Source organism: Fictibacillus barbaricus (assembly GCF_014635025.1).
In the GTDB taxonomy this organism is placed as follows: Bacteria; Bacillota; Bacilli; order Bacillales; family Fictibacillaceae; genus Fictibacillus; species Fictibacillus barbaricus.
This window is the reverse complement of record NZ_BMCE01000001.1, coordinates 1,687,431-1,713,658: the sequence shown is the minus strand read 5'-3', so window position 1 is coordinate 1,713,658 and position 26,228 is coordinate 1,687,431. Positions and strand designations below refer to the sequence as shown.

The window sequence follows — 26,228 nt, the reverse complement described above, 5'->3', positions numbered from 1 at the left end:
CAAAAGGATTATCGGTTTTTTTCCCGTTCTTCAATTGTTTTAGCGATCATCTCTCCATGAAACCTTCCATTTTCAATAAAGATCTCATTGGCATTGTTGCCAGCAGCCAGTACCCCTGCGATAAAAAGTCCCTCAACATTCGTTTCCATCGTTTCTTCTGAAAAAAAAGGACGTCCTGTCTCCAAATCCATATCAACTCCCATGTTAGCCAAAAATTTATGATCTGGATGGTACCCTGTCATCGCAAAAACTGCATGATAAGGATAGAACGATTTTTTTCGAGATTCCTCGGCAAATATACCATCTTCCGTAATTTTTTTACGCGGGCATTAAATGTCATCTTTATGGTTCCTGATTTTACACAAGCTTCAAATTCAGGAAGTACCCAAGGTTTAATACTTGATGAGTACTCACTCCCCCGATAGAACACATGAGGACGCGCGCCAGCTTTTTGCAGTTCAAGTGCTGCATCTATCGCTGAGTTTTTCCCGCCGATAACCGCTACATCCAAGTCGTAAAAAGGATGAGCTTCTTTGAAGTAATGGTAAACGTGAGGCAGATCTTCTCCTTCAATGTTCATCATATTTGGATTATCATAATAACCCGTTGCAATGACAACCCATTTGGCACTATAAACCAATTTTTCTTTTTTACGGTTTACGGTTCGAATTGTAAATGTCCCATCAGAATTTTTCACAACAGATTCTGCTCTTTCAAAAGAACGCACATGAAGTTTATTTCTTTTTACAACTTCCCGGTAGTACGTTAAGGCATGTATCCTCTTTGGTTTGCTCTCTTCATGAACAAAAGGGAAATCTCCAATTTCAAGTTTTTCACTCGAGCTAAAAAACGTTTGGTGGGTCGGATATTGATAAATTGTATTAACAACGTTCCCTTTTTCAATCACACAATATGAGATCCCTTTCTTTTGTAATGCCAGGGCAGCCGCTAAGCCGCATGGACCTCCTCCAATAATACAAACATCTGTATTCACTTCTTCACCACTCCATAAAACGAAATCATAAAATTCTTTTTTATCATGCCAAAAAAATCTCCTATCATCATATGATAGGAGATTTAGTATAAGTTTGCAAAAAATTAAATCCAGCCTCTGAAGCGTGATGCTTCAGCCATCTTACGAACACCAACCATATAAGCGGCTAGTCTCATGTTTACTTTTCTGTTCATCGCTGTCGTATATACAGTATCGAAAGACTTAACCATAACCTTTTCAAGCTTTTCTTCTACTTCTTCTTCGGTCCAATAGTAACCTTGATTGTTCTGAACCCATTCAAAATAAGAAACCGTTACACCACCTGCACTAGCTAGAACATCAGGAACGAGCAGGATCCCTCTTTCTGATAAGATTCTAGTTGCTTCAAGTGTTGTTGGTCCATTCGCTGCTTCAACAACGATCGCAGCTTTGATCTGGTGTGCGTTTTTCTCTGTAATTTGATTTTCAATAGCTGCTGGTACTAAAATATCGCAATCAAGTTCTAAAAGTTCTTGATTTGTTATCGTGTCTTTAAATAATTTCGTGACAGTACCAAAACTGTCTCTGCGTTCTAATAGATAGTCGATATCCAAGCCTTCTGGATCATGAAGTCCGCCGTATGCATCAGAGATCGCGATCACTTTTGCGCCAGCATCATGCATGAATTTTGCAAGGAAGCTTCCCGCATTACCGAATCCTTGTACAACTACACGAGCCCCTTCAAGCTGGATGCCTTTTTTGGCTGCAGCTTCACGGATACAGATGGTAACTCCTTTAGCAGTCGCTGTCTCACGGCCGTGAGATCCACCGAGGACCAAAGGCTTTCCTGTAATAAATCCTGGAGAATCAAACTCTCTGATTCTGCTGTACTCGTCCATCATCCAAGCCATGATCTGCGAGTTTGTAAAGACGTCAGGAGCAGGAATATCCTTTGTAGGTCCTACTAATTGACTGATCGCTCTAACGTACCCACGGCTTAATCTTTCAAGTTCTCTAAACGACATTGTACGCGGATCACAAATGATTCCGCCTTTCCCTCCGCCATAAGGCAGATCAACAATTCCAGCTTTTAAGCTCATCCAGATTGATAGCGCTTTAACTTCTGTTTCTGATACATTCGGATGAAAACGAACGCCGCCCTTGGTCGGACCAACAGCATCATTATGCTGGGCACGATATCCGGTAAAAATCTTCGTACTTCCATCATCCATTTTAACCGGGATTCGAACAGTAAGCATACGAATCGGCTCTTTTAATAACTCATAAACTTCGGAAGAGTACCCTAATTTATCAAGCGCATCCGCGATTACGGATTGCGTGGATTGGAGCACATTGTCATTTTCATGATGATTGTCGGATTTTTGGTCTGTAGTATTTTGGGCTGTCATTTGTTTACCTCCCATATTCGTCACCTCTAAAGTTTAGTCAAGCTTCGAACTCAGTATACACCTTTGCATAAACAATGAGAAGAGAAAATTAGTGATTTTCGCCTAAAAAGTAAACGCTTTCTTAAGTCACGGACTGTTGAGAATATATCTAATTTTCTGCCAATATACCTATTCGGCTTGTCCACTGCTTTTTTGAAGAACTCCCCACCTGAATACACAGGCGGGGAACCAGTTTTAGCTTTATTTCTTTAAAGATAGTTCGATTAACTTTTCAATCATAGTTGGATAATCCATGCCGATCTCTCTTGCAGCATCCGGAAACAGACTTGTTGGTGTCATACCTGGAAGTGTGTTCACTTCTAGAATAACAGGTTCAGTCCCATCATGAGGTACGATAAAATCTACTCGAGAATAGACTTCGCATCCTAATACTTCATGTGCCCGAACTGCTTGTTTTTGCAATAACGCCGTTGTTTCATCATCTAGTCTTGCAGGTACATAATGAATGCTTCCACCTTCTGCATACTTTGATTCATAATCATAATAAGCATTTTTTGGTTCGATCTCGACAACTGGAAGTGCCTTGTACTTCCCATGTTCCCCCATAACAGCAACAGTAACCTCTTTACCGCTTATAAATTGTTCCACAAGAATAGTATCATCATGCAAAAATGCTTCAGCAATACCCTTTAGAAGTTCATCATGGTTTTGTGCAATCGTTAAACCGATAGTTGAACCTTCCCGGTTAGGTTTAACAACAGCAGGAAAATCGAAATCCAGCTCCAATTGATTCTCTACATACGATTTTCTATAAAGTACTTTTTCTTTAGCGATATTTATTCCAGCGTCTTTAAAAAATTGTTTAGATTTTGCTTTATCCATAGCTATTCCAGATGCTAAAGCACCAGATCCAACATAGGGGATCTCAAGCATATCCAACAAACCTTGCAGACGGCCGTCTTCACCAAATTTTCCATGAAGCCCAAGAAAAACAACATCGGCTTCTAATCTAAGTAGTTCTTGAAGACGAGAAGGATGGAAATCGATCCCCGTTACCTCATGGCCCTTGCTTTCAAGGGCAGAAATGATCTGTTTTCCCGTAGATAGTGATACTTCACGTTCAGCAGAAACACCGCCGTATAAGACTGCAATTTTCATTTTTATGGTCACTCCTAGCCCAAAAGTTTATGTATATATTATATTCCCAGTCAAAATAACGGTTCATGGGATGAAAAATATTACTAATCATAACATGTTTTTTTAGCAAAATAACAATGATAAATAAATGATAAATACAAATGAGGACGCAATGTATGCGTCCTCCTTCTTAAATTGTTATTTAAAGTAACGGTACAGTTCGCTTATTGCATCTGTTTTCATTAACAGTTTTCCATACTCAATCACTCTATAGCTCGTAATGGTTGAAGAGCTGCCAAATTCGGCTAAAACAGCAATGAACAAATCAAGGTCCAATGGTTTAACATCATCCTCTTCAAATTTTAAGTAAAAGTGATTATTAAAAGAATACAGGCTGCCACCTTTTATTTCTAGTGAGTGAAGACGTTTGGCAAGTAAAATAACATCCTCAAAAGATGAAAACTCGTAAAAAATCTCATCATTCTCATCCAATGTGACTTGCATTTCTATATAATCTTCATCGTATTCTTCTTCAAGGTCGTACTCATTTATTCCTTTAGTAACAATAACAACCATGCCTTGTGCTGGAAGTGAAAAAACTTCAACCGCAATAGGACCGTCAGCTTTAAATCCTACCTCATCATCAGCTTCAGTCATCATGTCACGGAAAAGCTGATGTACTTTAGGAATATCCTGCCATATTTCTTCCTTGGAAATACCACGTTCATTCAGATCATCAAAAGTTAGGAAGATTTTTATTTTGTTATAGGTTAACCGTTCTACCCGCATCACTGGTCCCCCTTACGATCGGCGCTATTATGTCTTAATATCAATATATGAATTTGCGAAAAGTTGGTGATAAACATCCAAGCAAATATAAAACCGAATATTATTTATTTTTTAATTTTTGTGAAATCCAGTCATCCCACTCTACTTTTGCATTTCCAATTAAGAATGGTTCATACCTTTTTTGAACTTCAGATGGTATATGACTAATTGCTGCACCGCCGACGCCAAATGCGATATCTGGAAAATGTTTCTGCAGTCCTTCTACCCATCGAAGTGTTTTTGTAGAAGAATCTGCTATCGTACACGAGAAAAATACCATCTTTGGTTCTACTTCTTTTATAACAACCTCAAAATCTTTTTGAGGAATACCATGACCTAAGTAAATGACTTCAAATCCTTTACGTCTTAAAAACAGTGTAAACATAAGAAGTCCCAATTCATGTTCCTCATCTAATCCACAGCCTGCGATAACTTTTGGCAAATATGGATCAGATGGAAGCCATTGTATAAGTTGTCCAATTTTACTCCGTAAAAATGAGGAAGTAAAATGTTCGTGAGCAACAGTGATTTTTTGTTCTTCCCAAAGATGGCCTACCCGTACTAATAATGTACCCAAAATATCAATAATGACTTTTTCCAAATTATACATACTAAACGCTTGACTTAATAGATCATTGGCTTTCTTTTCTTGAAAAGAAAGCAGAGCAGCTAAGATCAAGTTGCCCATTTCTGCTGCCCGATCTGTATTTTCAGCAGCAAACGGGGCTGCTTCCTTATAAAGTTCCCCATTTTGTGCAACGTCAACCGCCTGGCTGATCGTAAATCCTTGATCCACTTTATTCACTAGCCATTTTAGTATATATACTTGTTCATCTGTGTATAGTCTATGACCAGCTTCATTACGGTGAGGCTGAACAATAGAATAGCGTCGTTCCCAAGCTCTTAGTGTACCCGCTTGAATGCCAAGCATTTTAGAAACCGCTTTAATGTTATATTTCCCCTCACATGGCATCCGGACTTCCTCCAATAAATAAGTTAAGAAGAGTATATCTGAAAAAACATTATACTGTAAACTTTTTACCTATTAAGTAGTAGGATATGGGACTCACTTGGTGCACCTAACCGAAGCGGCAAATGTGTCGCCCCATACCCATTACTCACTAATAGCTTGTGTTTCCCAATTTCATACCAACCGCCTCTTTTTGCGATTCCCAGCGGTCCTAACCGGATTTGGCCACCATGTGTATGGCCTGATAAAATTAAACATATTTCATCCTCATTTTTTACCTTTTTTGATATATCAGGATTATGACTGATCAATATCCTGCATGAAGAACTGCATGGTCGTATAGCGTCTTTTAAAGAATCATAGCGTAAAGAAGTATCGTTTACTCCAACAATATCAATTTGATCGTTATTTCTTTTCATGCAATAGCTTGTATTGTCTAGGATTTGCACTCCCTGTTCAAGAAGTGTTCGTGCAAGTACTGAAGGGTCAACATCGTAATCATTGTTTCCCCATACAAATACTACAGGACCCAATGTTGAAAGCAGCTTTATGTTATCTTCTACCCTCTTCATCGGAACTCCTTTTTCAACGAGATCTCCTCCGATTATAACCAAATCCGCTTTTTCTGCTTTATTAACAATTTCTTCTGATATCCTTCTTTTATGAACATCGGAAATAAAAAAGATTCTAAAATTCTCAAAAGCACTAGGCAGCCTGTCTAGTTTTACGGTATCGAATATGACACGATTTCGATGTGCTTCAATATACATATAAATGAAAAGAGATAGAGGAGCAGCTACTAAGAAATAAAAAAGGATCATTATGGGCCTCCTGCAACGGGATTAAATGATCATACCACACTATTCATAACAGGCCTAAAATACAAAAATCGCCTTTAAGTTTTTTGAATATTTAAAAAAGATGAGTTGAAAAATTTGTAAATTTATCGTATGATTAGTTTACATGATTAACCAAAATACTAGGAGAGGAAAAACATCATGACATTAACGAAATTAAAGAACAAATCTCTCGTGACCGACCTTGATCTTTCTTACAGTTTGCGACTGGGTCTTCCAATTGAAGTTTACTGTACAGAGAGGCATGAGACACTTGCTTTCGGAAGAATTGACCATTTTTGTGAAATGACTGTTGTCATTCAAGGTAAAAAACACGATAGAGATTCTTGTCTATTTTTCGGCTGTCCTTGCCAGTAAAATAAACTATTTGTGAAATATATTAATGTTATATTCCTTTTTCATAAAATCGAAAACAACATGCCTCTTATCCCATTGTTCCTCATCACTCCACCATTCTTCATTACGATCAATAAAATCTTTTCTGATCGCTTCAAAATCATCGTCAGCTTTTTTGTATTTCTTTTTCATCCAAATCATATGAAAACTTGAAAAAATAAGAAACCCTGTACAAATCCATACCATTTCATCGGAAAAGAGTAATGTTAAAGGGTTCGCAAACGATGGGGCTGTAGGAAGTTTATAAAAATAGAGATAAACGAAAGTCGCGATCACAACAAAAATCATAGATAGTCCCCATTGATTGATTGCTGTTTTCCATCGGTCTTTCTCTGCTTTTTTTTCAACAAGCTGAGCTAAAACAATACTTGTAAGTTCATTTACAAAAGGCTTTATCTTCCAGTGATTTAATGCATTCATACACAAAACCTCCTGTAGAATAACTATGCCTATACAAGCAGATTCATGCTTTATTATAAAAACAAGACCGTCAGGAACGATATTCCCAGACGGTCTTTTAACGCTCGATCTCGACTTGTTCTACACCTTTGTTATCTTCACTATGTACTGGTACATACATATTTTGAGACCAGTACTTATATGTTAATGTGATTCCGATCAAAAGAATGAAAGCTCCTAAGAGCAAACGAGTGACTACAAATGTTTTTTTTCTTTTTTCTTTTTTTGTATGTTCTTGTTTTTTTTCAATCTCTCTTCTCTTTCCATGCACTTCACTTCTAGACGGAAGAGGTTGAACGCTAGTTTTGTCAACTCGTTCGCTATTACTAGCTTCTCTTCTGAGTTCATCAGCTTGATCATTCGTCATCCTCATTCACACTCCATATCCCGCTATCTTTTTTGTCTTTTTCGTATTGCCTCGAGATCCAGCATCCTGATATAAAATCAATTAAGAAATGTGCTAAGAAAGGAACCCAAATGGTTTCTGTCCATTCATATAAGATCCCGAGCCAAAAACTTAATCCAGTAACAATTCCAAACAAGATGGGTTTCTTTAAATATCGAACATGTAAAACAGCAAAGATGAGACTCGTTAAAAACAGACCTACTAGTGATTGAAAGACACCACGAAATAACCATTCTTCAGCAAACGCAATAATTCCTGTCAGAAAAAATATATGGGGATAAGAAAGAGAACTAAATATTTTCTCATTGATGCCCCCATCATCCAAAGCATGAGGAGGCAGCCATTTCTTTAGCTGTATCGATAAAAAAGGGAGAAATAATCCCGTTCCCACTGCTAAAAACAAATGGGCAATTGAGATATTCATACCGGTCAGCGTCCATGGAAAAGGAACATGAAACAAATAAGCGATACCTATTGCAGCGACGATAAAAATGACCTGAGAAATATAAACGTTCAGTACAAGTTCTTTCGGAGTAATTTGATCAATCCAGTTATTTTTCTTCATTTTCCTCATTCTTAGCTGTACACTTCCTGTCTTAATAATCGTTTCAGTTCATCTTCCCAAAACTCAAAAGAAGTGCCAGGCAGTCTCTGTTTACCATAAAAGTGAGAGATCTCAGCATCACAAGAGCTACAGCAGTTTTCGACATCATCCGCTTCAGCTTCTCCAAAATATCGCAATAACTCTTTACGTTTACACTCAGAACTTGTTGCCCATCTTTCAATAAGCTTTAAAGACTTAATCTTTTCTGCTTTTCTTTCTTCAATTTTAGTTATTAGCATTGTTTTTATTGCAGTTTTTTCTTCTATAGAAACATCTGGACGGTTCAAGAGTTCTGCCTTTTTCAGATGATACTCCATAAATCGTTGACCAGTTTCAGATAAACCAGCAAGCTCTATCTTTTCTGCAAACGAATTTTCTTTTAATGGTTCATGGTCGGATAATACATAATCCACTTGAGTATTATCTGGGAGTTCCTGTTCTACAAAATGGTATGGAATTTCCAGATCAGCTGGATGGTGCAACAAAACCGCTGCAGACGGCTCAGAATCTCTTCCTGCTCTCCCAATCTCTTGAACGTATCCTTCGATCGTTGACGGCGTGTGATAATGAATAACATACCGAATGTCAGGTTTATTGATTCCCATGCCGAAAGCATTCGTACACACGATTACGTGTAACTGAGACTCCAGAAATTGCTTTTGAACCAGCAATCTTTCATCTGAATCCATACCGCCATGGTAATAAGACACATCGTTCATCCCCTCATTCTGGAGAGCAAAGACTAGCTTTTCTGCAGCATTCCTTGTGTTAGTGTATATAATTCCAGGGCCTTTTAATTGCTTTACAAGTTTCATTGTTCGATCAAGCTTTTGCTCATAATCGTCAAAAGTCTCAACAAAGATAGATATGTTCGGCCGATTCACACTATGAATATGAATCTTTGCATCTTCCATCTTCAAATGATCCAGAATATCCCTTTGAACCTTTTTCGTAGCAGTGGCAGTTAGTGCTAGACAGAGAGGATTACCCATCTCTTTTTTCATATCTGCTAAATCTAGATAGTAGGGGCGGAACTCGTGTCCCCATTGTGAGATGCAATGAGCTTCATCTACAACAAATAAAGACCATTCCACCGATAAAAGTACAGAACGAATAAACGGGTTCTGAATAATCTCAGGACTTACAAAAACAAATTGATAATGATCGATCTGTTTTAAGACTGCCTGTCTATCAGAATGATCCAAGAAGCTGTTTAACGCCACAGTTCTTTTAAAGCCCGCCTGCTTAAACTGATCCACTTGATCTTGCATTAATGAGACCAAAGGCGAGACAACAAGCGCCCTGCCCTTTAATAAAACAGCAGCCATCTGATATATTAACGTTTTTCCCGTACCAGTTGGGAGCATTCCTAAAACATCGTTACCACTTATCAGATCCGATATGATTTCTTTTTGTCCAGGTCTGAACGCTGTAAATCCAAAGTGTTGTTTAAGTGCTGCTTCCAGCTCCATGTGTTCCACCTTCTTTAGCTAAAACCAGCCGAATTTGCAAGTATGATAAATGAGGAAACGCATCTTTCATCGGCCGGAGTTTATTTTCTTTCGTTTTATGGTAAAAGTGCTTAATTTCATCGCTCTCCTTTTTACTAATAAAGGGACTGATAGAAAACTCCGGAATCTCTCGGGCAATTTCAACGAGATGGTCCTCAAGTGTGCTTGCCTTTAAGTTTCTAATTTTCATAATCTGTTGAAGGGACATATCTTTAGACAACATGTCATATGTAAGTGATGCCGATCTAGTTAGCGCTGGTATTTCAGTAAATGAACCTATCAAAGAATGCAGCACCGGAAAATCCGATTTCAGTGCTGCGGAATGTTGTATGAACGAGTGAAGTACAGATCGGAATCTAAGAATGGCCTCCGCTTGACTCATATTCCATTCTCGTCCTATCTGTTCAAAGGTATTTCCAATACGTTTGTATCCTGAAAGCTTTTTTATAAAGATACCAGCTGAAGCAGAATCACTGTGTTGAAGCAAAAAATGCATCTCACGATATAGGGCATCAGCTTTCTTCCTTCGTTCTTCTTCAGATCTAGGATATAGAGTTTTCACTAATCGAACAGCCTCACGTTCTCTTACCACAGGTGAGTAATCACCCTGTAGATATAGAGCGTTAGAGAGTGCTTGAACGAATAAAGTGATTACATGCCAACAAGTGGACTCTATTGATGAATACTTTAAACCGTTCAAGTTTTCCAAGAATGATAGCCTCTTTCTTTGATCTAAGAGGAATTGTTCACCTGTTTTCGTGACCAGGTATAGTTGATCCTCCTTTTTAACGATCATCCTTGCATGTTGCAGCTCAGTTAACGCATCATTAAAAGCGGAATAAGCCATTCCTTTAAAGGATGCATAATAATGCTCTATACCGAACCATTGACTGTCAGATAATGATTGAGAGGTTTTCTTTCCTGTTAGAATATAATAAATGCCTGTACATCTCCTGCTGCCATTCATTTTATTTAATATATCTAATATAATGACATGCCAAATATCCATACTAAATCACCACACGTTATCATATAATCTATCTTATCAGATTTAAGGAATTTAAGAGTAAATGAGTTATATTTTGAGGAAGGATGGGAATAAAAGATAAGATGAGGATACTAATTTTCTATTGAAATGTAGAGGGATACTTATTACAATATGATTAGTAGACCCTTAATTTAAAATGGTTAAATTTGTATTGCCGGCTATTTTTCCAATTCCTTAGGAGGTATTCATTATGCCAAAGTATACGATTGTTGACAAAGAAACTTGTATCGCATGTGGAGCATGCGGAGCTGCAGCACCAGACATTTACGATTACGACGATGAAGGAATTGCATTTGTAACTCTAGACGATAACCAAGGAATCGTTGAAATTCCAGATGTATTATTAGAAGATATGCAAGATGCTTTTGAAGGCTGTCCTACAGACTCAATTAAAGTAGCTGAAGAGCCTTTTGATGGAGATGCTCTAAAATTCGAATAGTTCAGGTTTCTACCCAACCCTCTTTTAGAGGGTTTTTTATTTATTTTATTAAGGATGATTATCATTGTCAATTAGTTTTCTTGTTTTATGAAACCGCTATCTTAAAAATCCTTGTTGTACCCTTCTTCAGAATGTGTTAAATTATCAAAATATTGATACTATTGATCAAGAAAAACAAGGGGTGGAACCGTGACAGCAACCATATTAGTTTGTGATGGAATTACGAGTAATGGCATTGAACCTTTAGTTAAGCTTGAAGGAGTAGAACTGATCTTTGGAAAGCTTGATGAAATTAGTAACCCACAAGACATTCACGGAATAATGGTCAGGAGTGCAACAAAAATTACAGAGGACGTTTTAGAGAAATTCTCAGGACTAAAAATCATCGCACGTGCCGGTGTAGGAGTAGATAACATTGATATAAATGCTGCTACCAAAAAAGGTGTACTCGTTGTAAATGCACCTGAGGGAAACACGATTTCAACAGCTGAACATACTTGGGCAATGATGATGTCTTTAGTACGAAAAATACCCCAAGCTAATCAATCTGTAAAACAAGGTGAATGGAATCGAAAGAAGTATACTGGTCAAGAACTTTACCAAAAAACACTCGGTATCATCGGTATGGGAAGAATCGGTTCAGAGCTTGCAAAACGTGCAAAAAGCTTTTCTATGAACGTGCTCGTATTTGATCCGTATTTTCCTGCAGAAAAACAAAAAGAATTATCTGTTACTACTGTTGACCTTGATACCCTTATCCAACATAGTGACATCATTACCGTCCATACCCCACTTACAAAAGATACACGGAAACTACTTAATTTTGACAACCTAAAGTTTGCTAAAAAAGGCGCTTTTATCTTAAACTGTGCTCGCGGAGGCATCATTGATGAAGAAGCACTTCTCCACTATTTAAATAATGAACATCTCTCAGGATGCGCACTTGATGTGTTTGAGCAAGAACCGCCAGTGAGCCGTTCTTTAGTCGAGCATCCAAATGTGATTGTTACTCCGCATATCGCAGCTTCTACCGTTCAGGCACAGATCAATGTGGCCTATATGGCGAGCGACGAAATTAAATCATACCTGTTGAACAAACCTTTAAAGCATGCTGTTAATTTCCCTTCACTATCAAAAGACACCTATGAGAAACTGATTGCTTATTATGATTTTTCAAACTTACTTGGCTCTTTTACAACTCAATTCTTCAAAGAACCCGTTTCAGAAATTTCTATCGGCTACGGAGGCACCTTATCAGAAACCGATACAACGTCATTAACACGCAGTTTTCTTTGTGGGTTCTTAAAAACGAGGCTCGACAGACCTGTTAATGATGTAAACAGTATGATCGCTGCGAATGAACAGGGAATAGTAGTAGGAGAAAAGCGCGGTACAGATGATTATGGGTATCCGAATATTATTCATGTAAAAGTGACGGGTGTTAATCAAACATTTACCCTTTCTGCGACCCTTGTAAAAGGCTTTGGCGGCCGAATCATAAAATTAAACGGATATACGGTAGACTTTGTTCCACAAGGTTCACTTCTTTACATCGAACACCGTGACACACCTGGGATAATCGGAAAAGTTGGTGCTTTCTTAGGTGAACGAAACATTAACATTGCGACGATGCATGTGGGTAGAAAATCTGCTGGCGGAGAAGCAATGATGGTTTTAACATTCGATAGCCAGCTGTCAGAATCGACTCAAAAAGAGCTTAGAAGCATAGAAGATCTTCTTGTATGTAAACCGCTGGATTTATAAGTTGTAAAATGATAGAAAAGCTCTTACCAATTAAATTTATGGTAAAGAGCTTTTTTATTTATGGATATTCGTTTTCTATATAGGTATCCGAGTCAAATCCCTTACCCTAACTCAACCTCTTTCCTCTCGCCATTTTGAAAAGTCATCAATGTAGTATATCCAGTCTCTTTTGCGAAACGAACAGAAGCTTCATAGTTTTCTCCCACTTGATGGGGTTCATGTGCATCAGAAGAGAGAACAATCGGTATTCCCTTCTTATAGCAGAGAGAAAGCAGCTCTGGCTCTGGGTATAGTTTTCCAACGGGTTTTCGCAAACCTGCTGATGATATCTCAACACATGTTTTTGAGTTTTTGAGAGCATCTGTCACGCGATCATACTGCTCAAGTAAAAACTCTTGATCAGTCGGCACATAATTAAAGATTTTCACAAGATCAAGATGCCCGACAATATCAAAAAGGTTCGATTCAGCGAGTGTCACGATTTGATCGTAATAACCACGATACGTTTCATATAGATCACGACGGTCCCATTCCTTTCGATATTCTGCCAAGTCTATACCAAAATCCTCTACCCAGTGCACTGATCCGATCACATAATCAAAGGGATAGGACTTGATGAACGATTCCATCTCTTTATGGCTTCCAGGTGTATAATCCATCTCAATAGACATCCTAACATCCAGCCCTTGTTGATCAGCTAGTTTGAACAAGTTCACATAATCATCCATCTTGTAATAGCGTCTTTCTTCCATCCATCGTTTTGATACAATGTTCTTTGTTTCATAAAAGTGATAAGCGTGTTCAGAAATCCCAAACTCTTGAATTCCTTTTTCTTTAGCGGTATCTGTGAATTTTTTTAGATAGTCGATTGTTAAAGTCCCTTTTTCGAGATGAGAATGGTAATCTGTTAACATAGTGATCTCCTTTTAAAAACGTTTTACCATATGTATCATGAAAAGCTGTTACAATCAAGTGTTTATGCTCCCAATTTACCACCAATAAATAAAACACTTAAACACATCATTAAAAATAACACGGCAAAAAATCTGTTTAGATAATCTCTCATTTTGTCCTCCTAGAAATTTATAAATCAACTTTACTATCCTATTCATGTGTCATTCATTTTGAACCATTTTTTTAACACAAAAAAGCTCCCTATCATAAGGCAGCTTTCTTGTTTACATCCTTATTCATATATTGTTCCATCACAAATAAAAGTGGTTTATATAAAACAACAAAGAAAACAACATTTCCGACCGCATGGTTTAGGTCAAACGGCAGACCTGCTAGATAATAGGGCCAGAATTTTTGCATGATAATTCCGCCCATGAGAATAGACATGATGAATCCAAAAAGAAACCCGCAGAAACCAGCGTAAAGTGTTAGAAGCAGCCACGGTATCTTATGTCGATACCTGCCTAGTATTCCACTCATTACAGCAATCAGGCCCCAAGCGACCATCTGGCCAAATGACCATAGGCCATGTCCTAAGACCAAGTTGGTGGTTATCGTACTCAGAATGGCTAACAACAGCCCTTGTATTGGACCAAGCACAAAAGATGCTAATATTAGTATCGTAGTGTTTGGCTGAACGTTCGGTATGACCGCAAACCAGATGCGCCCAATTGTTAATAAAGAAGTTAACAGGGCGATGATCGTCATTCTTCTAACAGAAAACTTATTCATATGGATGGAGATCAAACTCTACAGAATCACCTGGTTTTAAAGTGATCTCTTTTGCACCTTTCATCGCTTCCTCTCCGTTGACAGAGATGAACCATGAAGTTTTATCCTTCTGACTTCCTTCAATTCCTTCGATGCTAGTAATAAATGAATCTTCATATTCTGTTTTAATCTCGAAATTCTCTTTCATTACGTCCATCACGGTTGTTTCGTCAGTAATCTCAACTTTCTTTTCCGTTATTTTCTCTTTTCCGTTATTTTTTGTAATCTGAACGGTTACCTGTTCTCTTATACTCTCTTCTGTTTTTGGCTGATCAGCAGGCTTCTTTGTTTCATTTGTTCCACAGCCAGCCAGCAGCATCATAATCGCTGTCACTATTAAAAGTAATTGTTTCATAAAAAACCTCTTCCTCATCTTTAATTTCAAGCAAAGATCAAAAAAAATCCCCTTCGGCTACGAAGGAGAATTTATGAAAAAGGCGAATAACAGCAGTCAACATCTGTTCCTGCTAAACACCTTCCTATCCTCGTAGGTCATGTTACAACAAACAGGCAGGTCTCCTGGCTCTTGCTCTTCGTCTCCTAGCACCTTCTCGTTTATCACAGAGATATTTAGGATTCTCACAATTACAGTGGCGGGACCGCAACGGATTCTAACCGTTTTCCCTATGAAGCTCGTCCTATAAAGGACAGCACCTGTTTAACACCTATTCCATTAGTTAAATTAAAATTATTGTATAGCTTATTGAAGAACCATGTAAAATCTTTGTTTCTTATGAAACAAGATTTATCGGGAAGTATTGCTAATTTATTTCATTGTTCGAGGGATAACAAAGGAAAATGTCGTTCCTTCATTGTTTTTGCTGTGGACATTAATCTGCCCGCTATGAGCTTCTACAATGTTTCTTGCTATGGCTAGTCCTAGACCAGTACCACCAGATTTCCCTCTCGTTCTTGCTTTATCCCCTTTATAAAAACGTTCAAAAACAAATGGCAGATCTTCCTCTTTTATCCCAGAACCATTGTCTTTCACATAAAACGTAACATTGTTCTTGTTTGAATCAACAGATAAGTTTACAGCCCCGCCTTGTGAAGTATGACGTATCGCATTATCGATCAGGTTGGTCAAAACTTGTTCGATCCGATCGGGATCTACTTCCATTTCATCATGCTCTCTGTCTAATTCACCGTTTATAGAAAGGGTTAATTGAATCTCTCTATCTTTTGCAGGCCCTTGGAACTTACGAACGATCCTTTCAGCAAAGGGCACGATTGATAGTGATGAATAATGTAGTTTCATATGCCCTGCTTCTAGTCGGGCAAGATCTAGAAGCTCATTAACAAGTCTACCCATTCGTTTAGACTCATCTAGAATTATTCCTGCTAATTCCTTTTTCTCTTCTTCAGACTCTGCGATATCATCCACAATGGCTTCACTATACCCTTGCAGCATGGCGATTGGCGTCTTTAATTCGTGTGAAACATTGGCAACAAAATCTTCTCTCAGTTTATCCATTCGACGTTCTTCTGTCATATCGCGTAATACGGCAACGGCCCCTCGAATAACTGATTGGTCATACAAAGGCGTCATAACAACTACCCAGGAACGTCCCTGCATATCGATCTCTGTCATCTGTTCACTTTCAAGTGAGACTACTTGCTGAAAAAGCTGTTTGACCGCTTCAGGTACATTTCCGTTCACCTCGGTATTCATACCAGATTCGTAATAAAATGCTTGTAAAAAACGATCTGCAGGTGGATTGGTAACGAGTATGTTCATCTTTCGGTCAAAGGTGATCACGCCATCAGCCATAGAGCTCAGTACACTGGTAAGCTGTTCTTTTTCCTGGTTCAAGGCTGTAATGTTGTTTTTTAACTGTCGGCCCATCCGGTTGAACGTCATACCGAGTTCTCCTATCTCATCATGAGTTAAGATCGGCACTTTCATGTCAAATTCGCCTTTAGCCACTGAAGTTGCAGCTTCTCTCATTCTTCTTAAAGGGGCTGTAATACGAGTTGATAGGAAGAACGCAAAGATCGTAGTTAAGATTATCGCTATTCCTGCAGCTAAGAAGATCAAATATTTCGTATGGTTTGTCGTCTTTTCCACATTCTCAATCGACTGATAGACGTATACGCCGCCTTTTGTATCTCCCGTATCATAAGGTTCTCCGTAGATAATCATCCTTTGCAGAGATTCATCATTATTATTTAATACAGGAAAATCACCATTCAAATAAATTTTCTTGCCATCCTCTGTAACGGTTGAAAGTCTATCGTTCTCATTAAACACGGATACAGGAATATAAGGGGCATCATCGTACGAATTTTTAGACATGAATGATTCCTGATCCTCATCAATAATCATAATGGACATAGAATATGCTTCAGCCATCTCGCTTGTTATCCGGATGGCTTCTTCTTTATTTTCATCATTCTCCATGATAAGGACAAGCCGGTCTGCCATCTTTGTAAGCTGATCCTCTGCCTGTTCATCATAGAACGTTTCAAAAAATTGTGTGAGCAGAATAGTTAGAAGTGTTAGTACTACAGATACCAACAACAAAATTGTAATCCAGAGCTTACCAACTACACTTCTCCAGATCATTCATTTCCCGCCTCGAATTTGTAACCTACTCCCCATACAGTCGCAATCATAGATGCCGCATCAGGAGACACTTTATTCAGTTTTTCACGAAGTCTTTTCACGTGTGTATCCACTGTTCTCAAATCTCCGAAAAACTCATAGTTCCACACATCTTTTAATAATTGTTCACGAGCATATACTTTGTCCGGAGTTTTCGCCAAGTAATAAAGGAGCTCATACTCTTTAGGTGTTAAGTTAACTTCTTTTCCTCCTGCTGTTACACGGTGTGCATCATGATCAATCGTTAAATGCTTAAAAACGACCACATTTTTTGCTACCGTTTCTGTTTGCAGGAATTTGGTTGGCGATGATCTTCTCAGAAGTGCTTTTACACGCAAAATAACTTCCCTGGGGCTAAATGGTTTTGCAATATAATCATCTGTTCCAGCCTCAAACCCTTGAATTCGGTTTAGTTCTTCCCCTTTTGCGGTCAGCATGATTACAGGTGTTGCTTTCTTCTCCCTTAACTTTTCACATACTTCTATCCCATCCATACCCGGCAGCATCAGGTCGAGCAGAATAAGATCAAAATTAATGGAAACGGCCATCTGAAGGGCATCTTCCCCATTCTCTGCTTCATGAACTTCATAGTTCTCTCTTTCCAGATACATCGTTAACAGCTTTCGAATTCTTTCCTCATCATCAACCACCAGTATTTTAGCTTCTGTATCCATATTCAATCCTCCAAAAAATCATGATAAACCATGCTTCTACTATCCTGCTTCTATCATACATGATGTAAACCATTGCAAACAAACAAAGACACGTTCTCTGCTATTCATCTTTTACAAAAAAAGTCCCTCTTATAAAAGAGAGACTATTTTCAAGCCTTACGCGTAGGAATGCAAGCCCACTAAAACAAGGTTTACAGCAATCAAGTTAAAGGTGATAATCCAGAAACCTAGTACACATAGCCATGCTGACTTCTCACCATGCCATCCTCTAGACAGTCTCAAATGAAGATAAGCGGCATAAAACAAGAACGTAATCAATGCCCAGACTTCTTTCGGGTCCCATCCCCAGAATCTAGACCATGCTTGCTGAGCCCAGATCATCGCGAATATTAGTGCTCCAAGTGTGAAAATAGGAAAACCAATTGCTACGGCACGATAACTGATCTCATCAAGGAGATCTGAATTCATATTCACTTTAGTCTGAAGTGCTGCTGATATTCTTTTTCTTAGTATTAAACGAAGTAAACCATAAAGTATCACTCCAGATAAAAGAGACCAAATGAACGTATTTAACTTAATCGACGCATTCACACCGTTCATCCATGATGGAGTTGAAAACAGAGGACCAAAGGAGTCATCCAATTGTTTCCCATCTGCTGGTCCTGCTATCACCGGCATTTCATAAACGATCTTGACTGGTTGATTCTGGTCGTTCATGATCTCAAAGGCGGATTGATAACCAGCACCTTTAAAGGCCAATGAAACAACTATGAAACCAACGACAGAAATTAAACTGTATAGAATAATCTCAAGCCACATCGTTTTCTTAGACGATACAGATTGGTCAACCGTTCGAATTAAATAAATGAGTCCAGATACAAAAGAGATTGCAAGAATTCCCTCGCCTAAGGCTGCGGTTGTAACATGAATCTTCAGCCAGTCGCTTTGAAGTGCAGGAATCAGAGGTGAAATATCTCTTGGAAACATACTTGCATATGCGATAACAAGAAGAGCAACTGGCATCGCAAAAACACCTAATCCGTTTGTGCGATAGATCGCATATAGAATGATGAAGGCAAGCACCATCATCATGCCAAAGAATGTTGTAAACTCAAACAAGTTACTGACAGGTGCGTGCCCGCTTGCCATCCATCTTGTAATAAAATAGCCAACCTGAGACACAAACCCTATGCATGAACTAATAAAGCCAACTTTACCCCACTTTTTCGTATGAGCTGCATCTTTGTTCTTTTTATCAGATATAGACATTGCAAAAAATAGAGTAGAGAACAAATAAATGATAAATGCACTGTATAGAAGCGTACTGCTTATTTCCGCCATCATTAACCCTCCCGCTTGAACGGCATTACTATTTTTATCCTTATTCTTTTTCTTCTAAAGGTATAAGACTTGTCTTATTAGAAAGGAACTCTACATCTTTTTTCAAGCCGTACCAGTTCTTATTCGTATGAGCGGCGGCCCACACTTCATCTTGATTCTGTTTAATCCAAATTCGTCTATAATTCCAATATAAGCCCTGTGTAACACCGATCATAAAAATAAGTCCGCCAAGCGCGATGATCCAAAGTGTATGGTCTTTTCTTACAGTAAGTGCTGTCAGATCCTTTGTCTCAATTCCCGCAAATGACATCTTGAATTGGTTTTCACCCGATTCAATATTTTTTTGAATACCTACAAATGCTTTTTCACCTTTTGGGGTTTCAGGTGAATACATTGAAAAGACAAAGGCAGGATTATCCGGTAGATTATTAACGGTAGAAGGCTCATTTTGTTCATCTAATATGAAATTTGGAAAATATTCTTCAATCTTTACTTTATAACCATTTCCTAAGTCATACTCTTGCTTAGGATCATGCAGATCAACGGTTAACTTGCCAAATTTCTTTCCTGATTCCTTCTCTTCAAGTTCAAAACTCATCTTATAAAACTCATTTAACTTGAAATCAGTCTGATATAGTGCAAAAGAATCGAATTTAAATGGCTCGTTGACCCGAATTTCTCCATCTTTAACTTTTACAAGTTCAGGATCTTCACCAACCGTATGATCAGGTTTTGTTTTATATAGTGTTACATTGCTTTGATAGTTTTTAGCTACTTCACCATCAACAGAACTTAATGCACTATTAAACTTCTTTTCTTCTTTATCATACATCTCTAAAATAAATTCATTGTTTTCAAGGTAGTACTGGCCTTCATCTGTTGCAGTGCCTGGGATGGAAGCTTTTTCTCCTTCTCGCACCCATAGGATGTCATCGACATACATCCCTGGGAAAAAACGAAGCATCGCCCCTGTTAAAAAGATGATAAGGCCCACATGGTTAACATAAGCTCCCCATCTTGAGAAACGTCCTTTTTCAGCAAAAATATTGCCGTTTTCCTCTCGTACTTTATACCGTAAGGATTCAAGCGTATACTTGACCTCTTCCATTTCGACGTCCTTGCTTACAGAGAACAATCGCTGATTTTTCATGAATTGGTCATGTCTTGTTACTCTTTGCTGCTTTAATGCTTTATATAAGGGAATTCCCCGGTCCAAACTAGCAACGATGATGGATAGGCCCAACATTCCTAGTAAAATAATAAACCACCAAGAACCATAAAGATTATGAAAACCTAATAAATAATAGATCAGCCCAAGTGTTCCGTATTCGCTTTCATAATGAGTCGCAGGATCTACATTGGGAGGAATAAACGTTTCCTGTGGAAAGATCGTTCCAATCGCAGCTGCGACTAGTATGATTACGATTAACCAAACCCCTACTTTTACAGACGAAAAGAAGTTCCAAACATGATCCACAAACGTTTTATTATACGTTTGGGATCGTCTGGCGCTTCCTTCATACCTCATGCTTGACAGTACTTCAACGTCTTGCGTTAACGGTTTTCCGCAGGCTTGGCAAAGACTTGTTCCGTATGGGTTGGAGTGGCCGCATTCACATGTTATCGTTTGCATCATATCACCCCGTTTACGGCTTGATTTTTTCCATAAAGGAAATAATTTTTTCTTCTGATAGTGAATCGCTGGTCCGATCGACAACCTTTCCGTTCTTATCAATTAAGATAGTCGTTGGGATAGGTCCGATACCATAAGCTTTCGTTACTTCTCTTTGCTTATCCAATGGAATAGGAAAAGATAACCGGTAACGATCTGCAAAATTCTTAACCGAAACATTCGTTTCACTAACGTTTACGGCAAGGATCTCTACACCTTGCTCTTTATATTTCTCATACTGTCGCTGCATAAAAGGCATTTCACGTTCACAAGGCTTGCACCATGTTCCCCAGAAATTTAAGAAAACCCCTTTTCCGCGATAATCCTCTAGTTCTACCTGATTGCCATCTAGATCGGTAAGTACAAAGTTAGGAGCCGAATCCCCTTTGCTTATGTATGTACCTGATTCTTCATAGATACTGTTGTAAATCGTATAACCGATCGCCAAAACTAAAATGGCAAGCAAAGCAGAGCGAAACCACAATCTTTTCTTCTTCAACTTTCATCCGCTCCTTTAAGCCGCTTCCATTTTACTATAACTTGAAAAAAAAGCCTATCTACGGCTTTTTTTTGACGTTTGTGTGACAGCGAGATTTCTCAGCTGCTTGATCTCATGTGGTGTTAACTCTCTAAACTCTCCAGGATTAAGGCCTTTAAGGTCTAAAAATCCGTAACGTTCACGTTTTAGTTTCATAACTGGAGTACCGATTGCTTCCAACATCCGTTTTACTTGACGATTCTTTCCTTCATGAATGGTCAATTCTACGATAGCAGTACCCTTTTTCTTATCGATGGAAGTTACCTTTGCTTTTGCAGGAGCAGTCATACCATCTTCTAAACGAATCCCTCTTTCAAGCTGTTTGATCTTTTCTCTTGGAGGAATTCCTTTTACTTTTGCAATATACACTTTATCAAGCTGGTAACGGGGATGCATAAGCACGTTTGCAAATTCACCATCATTGGTCATGATGATCGCACCTGTTGTATCGTAATCCAATCTGCCCACAGGGAAAACTCGTTGTTCAATGATGTCTCTAAAATAGTCAGCTACTACTTTTCTTCCCTTATCATCAGAAACCGCTGTAATAACGCCAGAAGGTTTATACAACAAAAAATAAACGGGCTGTTCCCGTTGAATTTGAATCTCGTTCACTTCAATCTTATCTTTTGTACCTACTTTTGTGCCAAGTTCTGTCACAACATTTCCGTTCACTTTCACCTTGCCTTCACGAATTAATTCCTCAGCTTTTCTTCTGGAAGTAATACCGCTTTGGGCAATCACTTTTTGCAATCGTTCCATCATTTCACCTCATGTCTCATCATACCTTCATTATTCGTAATTCTCAACCTCGATAAACGTAAAAAAGAACCCTTAAGGCTCTTTTTTGTCGATTTATGATTAAAATAAGAGAGAGATTACAGCTATAGAAGCCAAAAAGCCGATGAGATCCGCTAACAAACCTACTTTAAGGGCGTATTTCATCTTTTTGATCCCTACTGCCCCAAAATAAACCGTCAGTACATAGAACGTTGTATCTGTACTGCCTTGGATCGTAGAAGCCAGTCTGCCGATAAATGAATCAGCTCCATGTGTCGCGATCAGATCTGAAGTCATGCCCAATGCTCCTGTTCCTGAGATAGTTCTCATCAGCCCTAAGGGAACGACTTCTGCTGGAATATGAAACAATGAAAACAATGGACGCATAGCCATCATGACATAATCCAATGCACCAGATGCTCTGAAAACCGATATAGCAACCAGCATGCCTACCAAGAATGGTATTATGTTTATCGCGATCGAGAATCCCTCTTTGCCGCCTTCTACGAATGTTTCGTAGGTTGGAACTTTCTTATAGGTACCATACAAAAGAATAAAACCGATCAAAAAAGGAATAAACCAAATGGAAAACGATTGAACGATCGACATTCTATTTTCCTCCTTTTGGCAAGGAGCGATAATAATAATACCTATCTATTAAAATAGCACCTATCGTTGAGATCGCAGTAGCTATAAGTGTAGGTGCTACAATATCTGTCGGTGACTGTGAATTATAGCTCATCCTTATTGCAATGATCGTAGTAGGAATAAGTGTGATACTTGAAGTGTTGATGGCAAGAAGAGTAATCATCGACCGACTCGCTTCATTTTTGCCCCCGTTCAATATCTTTAATTGTTCCATTGCTTTTATGCCCATTGGGGTAGCAGCATTTCCTAGACCGAGAAGATTTGCAGCCATATTAGATAAAATATAGCCTTGAGCAGGATGGTCTTTTGGAATATCCGGAAAAAGTTTTTTTACTATGGGACGAAAAAGTATGGCCAAAACGTCTAATAATCCACCTTTTTCTGCTATCTTCATAATGCCAAGCCAAAATACAAGAATACTAATCATACCAAAACTTAGGGTTACTGCTTCTTTAGCGCTAGTAAATATGGCTTCATTCACTTTATCCATAGTTCCGTTAATCCCTGCAACAATAAAACCAATAACCAGCATTCCTACCCAAATATAATTCACCATAGGCGCTCTTGCTCCTTGGCAACAAAGAAAAGCTTATTCAACATATTTTTAAAGGTAGTCCATAGTCCATCTTGATCTGGTTTTATCAATGTTTTGCCGTCGTAATAGAGTGGGAGATCTGCTATTCTTGTTTCGTTTAAATCAATAAAATATCTGCCTACAGGCTTAGGGACCTCGCTATCTTCCCACTTGCCTGATTTGGGCAGTTTATACAAATGAATGGAAGAAGAGATCTGACTAATCTCTTCTTTTAACAAGGGATACGAAAACGTTCGAGCTGCTTCCACTTTTCCTTTATATCCTTTATCTTTAATGCTGGAAACTTCCCCTTCTTTAATGAGTTCTGTCATCTTATAAGAATGGAATCCCCATTCAAACAAATTTCGATGGTCTTCCCAATCATCCGGGTCGTTCAAAGTTACAGCGATCAATTCCATACCGTCTTTTTCTGCTGTAGAAACCAGCGTTCTTTTTGCTCGCTTTGTATATCCTGTTTTTCCGCCTGTTGAATTGCTGTATAGCTTTAACATCTTATTTTTGTTTCTCCACACTCTGTCCCACTTTTCACCAGTTTGTTCTGAACGGTACACTTTCGTAGATGAAATGTCTTTAAAGGTATCATTATTCATTGCATACTTTGTTAAAAGAGCCATATCGTACGCAGTTGAATAATGGTCTTCGTGGGTATCAAGTCCATGAGGATTTCTAAAGCGAGTATGTTTCATTCCGATTTCTTCAGCTTTTTGGTTCATCAAGTAAGAGAATCCATCCAGACTTCCGCCAACATGTTCAGCAATTGCTACTGCTGAGTCGTTTCCTGAACGTAACATTAATCCATAAACGAGGTCCATCAAGGGGATTTTTTCACCCGGTTTTAAATATAGTGAGGATCCTTCCGTTCGAGCAGCATGCTCGGTAATTGTAACCGTATCATGCATCTTTCCTGATTCTATTGCGATGATAGCTGTCATGATCTTTGTAATACTCGCTATTCTCATCGGACGATGTTCATTACGTCCATATAATACTCTTCCTGAAGATTGCTCCATCAACACAGCAGCTTTTGCTGACACACCAGGTTCAGCTTTTGCCTCTTGCGGGAATACAGCAAGGATAAGCGTACAGATCACAACGAGCAGCAATGGTTTTATGGTAAGATTCATTCATAATCCCGCCCTTTAGGTGTTTTGTAAAAGTTTATGCAAACAGGGACAGGTTATGAATGGGATTTACTTCCGCTCTTATTGACTAGGAAAAAATCTCTGTTTTTGACCGTGGCTTTTTTCGTAGTCTGTCAGTTCCATAAGCGCTTTTTCTTCTGCAGGAATTCGTACTCTTAACATCAGGATATTTAATATTGTAAAAAGGGCTGCTGTAAAAAAAGCTCCAAAGATAAGAGGTATGACGAAAAATTCAAGGGAAACAACTGTATAGTTTGGATGCCTCATAAACCGGTACGGACCTTTTGCTACAACATTAGCTCCAGGAAGCAAAAGGATCTTGGTATTCCAGTACACACCAAGTGACGAGATCGCCCATACACGTATAACTTGAGCAATAAGAAAAAGAATAAAAGGGATCATCCACCAGGAAGGAGGTCTCGCATCCATTAGAGCCACTTCTAAAAAGAAGACTACAAAAAACGAAGCATGCAACAATACCATCCACTTATAATGTTCTTTCCCGGCTTCAACAGCCCCTTTCCTTTTAAGCTTTTGTTCGTTTGATTTGGCGATCCTTACTTCTGTAAGTCTTTGAATCATGAGGAAACCCCAAAAAAGAAGAAACCATCCCACACTACTTCCTCCATTCTACTAAAAGAAGTTCCGATGAAAAACCAGGTCCTAGAGCTGCCATCACCCCTAGATCTCCTTCTTCCTTTTCTGTTTCCATGAATTTTTTCAATACATAAAATACCGTTGCAGAAGACATATTGCCATTCGCTTTTAACACGTCCCGCGAAACATCTGTCTTAGATACAGGCAATCCAAGTGCATCAACATAAGCTTGTAGAACTTTCTTCCCGCCGGGGTGTGCAATAAAATGCTGGATCTGCTCTCCGTTCAACTGATTTCTCCTCAGAAACTCATCGACATTTGGTTTAAGCCATGTGCGGATTACATTTGGAATGTCTCTTGAGAAGACCACATAAAGACCTGTATCTTTTACTTCCCATCCCATTACGTCTTCTGAATGCGGTTTTAGCGTCGACATCGTATCTTTTATGTATGGTGATAACTTTGATGTCATACATGTTTCAGACTCATCTCCGCAAATCAATGCACATGCAACACCATCTGCAAAAAGAGAAGTTCCCACCAGGTTGCTCTTCGATAAGTCTTCATGCTGAAACGTTAATGAGCACAACTCTACACTTAATATAAGTACATTTGATTCAGGGTACGCTAAGCAATAATCATACGCTCTTGAAAATCCAGACGCACCGCCAGCACATCCCAAACCCCAGATTGGGATTCTTTTTGTATGAGATGAAAACGGGAGAATATTCATAATCCTCGCTTCTATACTTGGTGTAGAAAGACCCGAACTGGATATAAAGAAAATCGCATCAATATTTTCATATGAAATGTTGAGATCTCTGCTCGTCATACATTTTTCTATACATTCAGCTCCTAAGTTCGTAGCAAAATCTATGTATAAATCATTTTTTTCTTGGAAACTTCTTTTTTTCTTAAACCATTCTATAGGCATTACAAAATAACGTGATTGTATTTCACCGTTTTGGAAAACCTTTAATAGCCGTTCAATATCTGAGAATGCATCCTGAAAAAGGTTTCTTGCAAAATCCATCGTTTCATTTTGAGAAAGTTTATGGGGAGGATTGACTGTTTCTATTGCTGCAATTCTTGGCAAATGATCTCTCTCCT

The 26,228-nt window shown here is 38.5% G+C and carries 27 protein-coding genes, 1 pseudogene and 1 riboswitch; of the genes and pseudogenes, 3 read left to right on the top strand and 25 right to left on the bottom strand.

The annotated features are described in order from the left end of the window. Positions 1 to 8 precede the first annotated feature (8 nt). From IEV52_RS08530 to IEV52_RS08505, 6 genes and pseudogenes are all read right to left on the bottom strand, one after another. Positions 9 to 994: pseudogene (locus tag IEV52_RS08530) on the bottom strand (YpdA family putative bacillithiol disulfide reductase). A 104-nt stretch (positions 995 to 1,098) separates the two neighbouring features. Beyond that, positions 1,099 to 2,382, bottom strand: coding sequence for a Glu/Leu/Phe/Val family dehydrogenase (locus IEV52_RS08525; protein ID WP_188402020.1), 1,284 nt, complete (start codon positions 2,380 to 2,382; stop codon positions 1,099 to 1,101). 240 nt (positions 2,383 to 2,622) lie between these two features. Continuing rightward, entirely contained in the window at positions 2,623 to 3,540 is a 918-nt protein-coding gene (locus IEV52_RS08520) for a D-alanine--D-alanine ligase family protein (protein WP_188402019.1), read from the bottom strand. 177 nt (positions 3,541 to 3,717) lie between these two features. Then, complete coding sequence (locus IEV52_RS08515; RefSeq protein WP_188402018.1) at positions 3,718 to 4,308, bottom strand: genetic competence negative regulator; 591 nt, start codon at positions 4,306 to 4,308, stop codon at positions 3,718 to 3,720. 100 nt (positions 4,309 to 4,408) lie between these two features. Then, the gene (locus IEV52_RS08510) at positions 4,409 to 5,320 is read right to left on the bottom strand and encodes a MerR family transcriptional regulator (RefSeq protein WP_188402017.1); all 912 of its coding nucleotides are present in this window, start codon (positions 5,318 to 5,320) and stop codon (positions 4,409 to 4,411) included. 65 nt (positions 5,321 to 5,385) lie between these two features. Beyond that, positions 5,386 to 6,138: a metallophosphoesterase gene (locus tag IEV52_RS08505; protein WP_188402016.1), complete on the bottom strand. Its 753-nt coding sequence runs from the start codon at positions 6,136 to 6,138 to the stop codon at positions 5,386 to 5,388. Between the two features lie 177 nt (positions 6,139 to 6,315). Here IEV52_RS08505 and IEV52_RS08500 point away from each other — a divergent pair, with 177 nt between their 5' ends. Beyond that, positions 6,316 to 6,531, top strand: a complete 216-nt coding sequence (locus tag IEV52_RS08500) for a hypothetical protein (RefSeq protein WP_188402015.1) — start codon at positions 6,316 to 6,318, stop codon at positions 6,529 to 6,531. Positions 6,532 to 6,537: 6 nt separating this feature from the next. On the opposite strand, the gene IEV52_RS08495 is transcribed toward IEV52_RS08500, so the two are convergent. The 5 genes from IEV52_RS08495 to IEV52_RS08475 form a co-directional block, all read right to left on the bottom strand. Further along, positions 6,538 to 6,990 carry a DUF2663 family protein gene (locus tag IEV52_RS08495; RefSeq protein ID WP_188402014.1) on the bottom strand — a complete coding sequence of 151 codons (453 nt, stop codon included), beginning with the start codon at positions 6,988 to 6,990 and terminating at the stop codon, positions 6,538 to 6,540. 97 nt (positions 6,991 to 7,087) lie between these two features. Continuing rightward, entirely contained in the window at positions 7,088 to 7,396 is a 309-nt protein-coding gene (locus IEV52_RS08490) for a hypothetical protein (protein ID WP_188402013.1), read from the bottom strand. Further along, positions 7,386 to 8,000, bottom strand: a complete 615-nt coding sequence (locus IEV52_RS08485; protein WP_188402012.1) for a CPBP family intramembrane glutamic endopeptidase — start codon at positions 7,998 to 8,000, stop codon at positions 7,386 to 7,388. The genes IEV52_RS08490 and IEV52_RS08485 overlap by 11 nt, the downstream gene beginning before the upstream one ends. Positions 8,001 to 8,011: 11 nt before the next feature. Further along, positions 8,012 to 9,511, bottom strand: a complete 1,500-nt coding sequence (locus IEV52_RS08480; protein ID WP_188402011.1) for a RecQ family ATP-dependent DNA helicase — start codon at positions 9,509 to 9,511, stop codon at positions 8,012 to 8,014. Beyond that, the gene (locus IEV52_RS08475) at positions 9,489 to 10,559 is read right to left on the bottom strand and encodes a YpbB family protein (protein WP_188402010.1); all 1,071 of its coding nucleotides are present in this window, start codon (positions 10,557 to 10,559) and stop codon (positions 9,489 to 9,491) included. The genes IEV52_RS08480 and IEV52_RS08475 overlap by 23 nt, the downstream gene beginning before the upstream one ends. Before the next feature lie 229 nt (positions 10,560 to 10,788). On the opposite strand from IEV52_RS08475, the gene IEV52_RS08470 reads away from it, so the two are divergent. Next, positions 10,789 to 11,037 carry a ferredoxin gene (locus IEV52_RS08470; protein WP_188402009.1) on the top strand — a complete coding sequence of 83 codons (249 nt, stop codon included), beginning with the start codon at positions 10,789 to 10,791 and terminating at the stop codon, positions 11,035 to 11,037. Positions 11,038 to 11,226: 189 nt separating this feature from the next. Beyond that, positions 11,227 to 12,801, top strand: coding sequence for a phosphoglycerate dehydrogenase (serA, locus tag IEV52_RS08465; protein ID WP_188402008.1), 1,575 nt, complete (start codon positions 11,227 to 11,229; stop codon positions 12,799 to 12,801). 101 nt (positions 12,802 to 12,902) lie between these two features. Here the strand turns inward: serA and IEV52_RS08460 are convergent, their stop codons facing one another. From IEV52_RS08460 to IEV52_RS08395, 14 genes are all read right to left on the bottom strand, one after another. After that, entirely contained in the window at positions 12,903 to 13,715 is an 813-nt protein-coding gene (locus IEV52_RS08460) for a histidinol-phosphatase (protein WP_188402007.1), read from the bottom strand. Between the two features lie 244 nt (positions 13,716 to 13,959). Continuing rightward, a complete protein-coding gene (locus IEV52_RS08455; protein ID WP_188402006.1) occupies positions 13,960 to 14,487 on the bottom strand; it encodes an ECF transporter S component in 528 nt (175 codons plus the stop codon). After that, positions 14,480 to 14,881: a DUF4430 domain-containing protein gene (locus IEV52_RS08450; protein ID WP_188402005.1), complete on the bottom strand. Its 402-nt coding sequence runs from the start codon at positions 14,879 to 14,881 to the stop codon at positions 14,480 to 14,482. Before IEV52_RS08450 ends, IEV52_RS08455 begins: the two co-directional genes overlap by 8 nt. Before the next feature lie 137 nt (positions 14,882 to 15,018). Continuing rightward, positions 15,019 to 15,199, bottom strand: a riboswitch (cobalamin riboswitch). Positions 15,200 to 15,292: 93 nt separating this feature from the next. Continuing rightward, the gene (locus IEV52_RS08445; protein WP_188402004.1) at positions 15,293 to 17,092 is read right to left on the bottom strand and encodes an ATP-binding protein; all 1,800 of its coding nucleotides are present in this window, start codon (positions 17,090 to 17,092) and stop codon (positions 15,293 to 15,295) included. Next, positions 17,089 to 17,805: a response regulator transcription factor gene (locus IEV52_RS08440; protein ID WP_066241957.1), complete on the bottom strand. Its 717-nt coding sequence runs from the start codon at positions 17,803 to 17,805 to the stop codon at positions 17,089 to 17,091. The genes IEV52_RS08445 and IEV52_RS08440 overlap by 4 nt, the downstream gene beginning before the upstream one ends. Before the next feature lie 156 nt (positions 17,806 to 17,961). After that, a complete protein-coding gene (gene ccsB / locus IEV52_RS08435) occupies positions 17,962 to 19,146 on the bottom strand; it encodes a c-type cytochrome biogenesis protein CcsB (protein WP_188402003.1) in 1,185 nt (394 codons plus the stop codon). Between the two features lie 40 nt (positions 19,147 to 19,186). Beyond that, positions 19,187 to 20,779 carry a cytochrome c biogenesis protein ResB gene (gene resB / locus IEV52_RS08430; RefSeq protein ID WP_188402002.1) on the bottom strand — a complete coding sequence of 531 codons (1,593 nt, stop codon included), beginning with the start codon at positions 20,777 to 20,779 and terminating at the stop codon, positions 19,187 to 19,189. 13 nt (positions 20,780 to 20,792) lie between these two features. After that, positions 20,793 to 21,317 (bottom strand): thiol-disulfide oxidoreductase ResA, encoded by a 525-nt coding sequence (gene resA, locus IEV52_RS08425; protein ID WP_188402001.1) that lies wholly within the window; start codon positions 21,315 to 21,317, stop codon positions 20,793 to 20,795. 54 nt (positions 21,318 to 21,371) lie between these two features. Continuing rightward, positions 21,372 to 22,118, bottom strand: a complete 747-nt coding sequence (locus tag IEV52_RS08420) for a pseudouridine synthase (RefSeq protein WP_188402000.1) — start codon at positions 22,116 to 22,118, stop codon at positions 21,372 to 21,374. 99 nt (positions 22,119 to 22,217) lie between these two features. Beyond that, positions 22,218 to 22,745 (bottom strand): spore maturation protein, encoded by a 528-nt coding sequence (locus tag IEV52_RS08415; protein ID WP_188401999.1) that lies wholly within the window; start codon positions 22,743 to 22,745, stop codon positions 22,218 to 22,220. Position 22,746: 1 nt separating this feature from the next. Continuing rightward, positions 22,747 to 23,340 carry a nucleoside recognition domain-containing protein gene (locus tag IEV52_RS08410; protein WP_188401998.1) on the bottom strand — a complete coding sequence of 198 codons (594 nt, stop codon included), beginning with the start codon at positions 23,338 to 23,340 and terminating at the stop codon, positions 22,747 to 22,749. Beyond that, the gene (locus tag IEV52_RS08405) at positions 23,334 to 24,503 is read right to left on the bottom strand and encodes a D-alanyl-D-alanine carboxypeptidase family protein (protein ID WP_188401997.1); all 1,170 of its coding nucleotides are present in this window, start codon (positions 24,501 to 24,503) and stop codon (positions 23,334 to 23,336) included. Before IEV52_RS08405 ends, IEV52_RS08410 begins: the two co-directional genes overlap by 7 nt. Before the next feature lie 78 nt (positions 24,504 to 24,581). After that, positions 24,582 to 25,103, bottom strand: coding sequence for an isoprenylcysteine carboxyl methyltransferase family protein (locus IEV52_RS08400; protein WP_188401996.1), 522 nt, complete (start codon positions 25,101 to 25,103; stop codon positions 24,582 to 24,584). 34 nt (positions 25,104 to 25,137) lie between these two features. Beyond that, the gene (locus IEV52_RS08395; protein WP_188401995.1) at positions 25,138 to 26,214 is read right to left on the bottom strand and encodes a type III polyketide synthase; all 1,077 of its coding nucleotides are present in this window, start codon (positions 26,212 to 26,214) and stop codon (positions 25,138 to 25,140) included. Positions 26,215 to 26,228: the final 14 nt, after the last annotated feature.

Bases quoted from the DNA above. Each gene is read 5' to 3' on its own strand.
- IEV52_RS08505 (WP_188402016.1), bottom strand. From the start codon at position 6,138: ATGATCCTTTTTTATTTCTTAGTAGCTGCTCCTCTATCTCTTTTCATT.
- ccsB (WP_188402003.1), bottom strand. From the start codon at position 19,146: ATGGCGGAAATAAGCAGTACGCTTCTATACAGTGCATTTATCATTTAT.
- IEV52_RS08450 (WP_188402005.1), bottom strand. From the start codon at position 14,881: ATGAAACAATTACTTTTAATAGTGACAGCGATTATGATGCTGCTGGCT.
- IEV52_RS08400 (WP_188401996.1), bottom strand. From the start codon at position 25,103: ATGATTCAAAGACTTACAGAAGTAAGGATCGCCAAATCAAACGAACAA.
- IEV52_RS08475 (WP_188402010.1), bottom strand. From the start codon at position 10,559: ATGGATATTTGGCATGTCATTATATTAGATATATTAAATAAAATGAAT.
- IEV52_RS08460 (WP_188402007.1), bottom strand. From the start codon at position 13,715: ATGTTAACAGATTACCATTCTCATCTCGAAAAAGGGACTTTAACAATC.
- IEV52_RS08500 (WP_188402015.1), top strand. From the start codon at position 6,316: ATGACATTAACGAAATTAAAGAACAAATCTCTCGTGACCGACCTTGAT.
- IEV52_RS08415 (WP_188401999.1), bottom strand. From the start codon at position 22,745: ATGTCGATCGTTCAATCGTTTTCCATTTGGTTTATTCCTTTTTTGATC.
- IEV52_RS08410 (WP_188401998.1), bottom strand. From the start codon at position 23,340: ATGGTGAATTATATTTGGGTAGGAATGCTGGTTATTGGTTTTATTGTT.
- IEV52_RS08440 (WP_066241957.1), bottom strand. From the start codon at position 17,805: ATGGATACAGAAGCTAAAATACTGGTGGTTGATGATGAGGAAAGAATT.
- IEV52_RS08480 (WP_188402011.1), bottom strand. From the start codon at position 9,511: ATGGAGCTGGAAGCAGCACTTAAACAACACTTTGGATTTACAGCGTTC.
- IEV52_RS08520 (WP_188402019.1), bottom strand. From the start codon at position 3,540: ATGAAAATTGCAGTCTTATACGGCGGTGTTTCTGCTGAACGTGAAGTA.
- IEV52_RS08445 (WP_188402004.1), bottom strand. From the start codon at position 17,092: ATGATCTGGAGAAGTGTAGTTGGTAAGCTCTGGATTACAATTTTGTTG.
- IEV52_RS08525 (WP_188402020.1), bottom strand. From the start codon at position 2,382: ATGACAGCCCAAAATACTACAGACCAAAAATCCGACAATCATCATGAA.
- IEV52_RS08420 (WP_188402000.1), bottom strand. From the start codon at position 22,118: ATGGAACGATTGCAAAAAGTGATTGCCCAAAGCGGTATTACTTCCAGA.
- IEV52_RS08455 (WP_188402006.1), bottom strand. From the start codon at position 14,487: ATGAATAAGTTTTCTGTTAGAAGAATGACGATCATCGCCCTGTTAACT.
- IEV52_RS08510 (WP_188402017.1), bottom strand. From the start codon at position 5,320: ATGCCATGTGAGGGGAAATATAACATTAAAGCGGTTTCTAAAATGCTT.
- IEV52_RS08470 (WP_188402009.1), top strand. From the start codon at position 10,789: ATGCCAAAGTATACGATTGTTGACAAAGAAACTTGTATCGCATGTGGA.
- IEV52_RS08405 (WP_188401997.1), bottom strand. From the start codon at position 24,503: ATGAATCTTACCATAAAACCATTGCTGCTCGTTGTGATCTGTACGCTT.
- IEV52_RS08495 (WP_188402014.1), bottom strand. From the start codon at position 6,990: ATGAATGCATTAAATCACTGGAAGATAAAGCCTTTTGTAAATGAACTT.
- IEV52_RS08515 (WP_188402018.1), bottom strand. From the start codon at position 4,308: ATGCGGGTAGAACGGTTAACCTATAACAAAATAAAAATCTTCCTAACT.
- resB (WP_188402002.1), bottom strand. From the start codon at position 20,779: ATGCAAACGATAACATGTGAATGCGGCCACTCCAACCCATACGGAACA.
- IEV52_RS08485 (WP_188402012.1), bottom strand. From the start codon at position 8,000: ATGAAGAAAAATAACTGGATTGATCAAATTACTCCGAAAGAACTTGTA.
- IEV52_RS08490 (WP_188402013.1), bottom strand. From the start codon at position 7,396: ATGACGAATGATCAAGCTGATGAACTCAGAAGAGAAGCTAGTAATAGC.